This window comes from Lactobacillus sp. C449L, from assembly GCF_059900815.1.
The window spans coordinates 1-417 of the sequence record NZ_JBWXGA010000368.1 but is presented as its reverse complement, the minus strand read 5'-3'; the positions used below and the strand labels follow the sequence as shown (position 1 = coordinate 417).

Annotated in this window: 1 protein-coding gene; it reads right to left on the bottom strand. The window is 69.1% G+C overall.

The genetic code is table 11. The features are described 5' to 3' along the window. Nucleotides 1-158 precede the first annotated feature (158 nt). On the bottom strand, nt 159-417 hold a 259-nt coding region (locus AC2JF9_RS09820), incomplete at its 5' end, for a hypothetical protein (protein WP_500727404.1).

Genomic DNA, 417 nt, shown 5'->3' with positions numbered 1-417 from the left:
GAGACGGCGCGTCCATGGGTCCGGGTGGTGTCAGTCATGGGTGTGGCGTTCGCTCGCGCGCCGGTCGGAAGGGATTTCGGCTCGCTCAGAACGGACGCGGAGGAGGCCCGGTTCCTATGAAGCAGGGCGGCGCCGTCCCGGTCGCCGCCCTTTCGTCTTCACCAGTAGTACCGGCGGTACCCCCAGGGCCGGTGATATCGATAGGGCCGGTAGTAGTGGCGCGGGCGATAATAGCGGCGGTGATAGTAGTATCGCGGCCGGTAGTAGTGGCGCCTGTAGTGGCGATGGCGGCGCCATTGCGCGTATTCCGCGGTGACGGCGGCGCGCTCTGCGACGCTCGGCGTTGCGGCCTGGGCCGGACCGTTCGCGAGCGGCGCCGCGAACAGAAGCGCCATGGCGGCCGCCATGGCGAGAAGC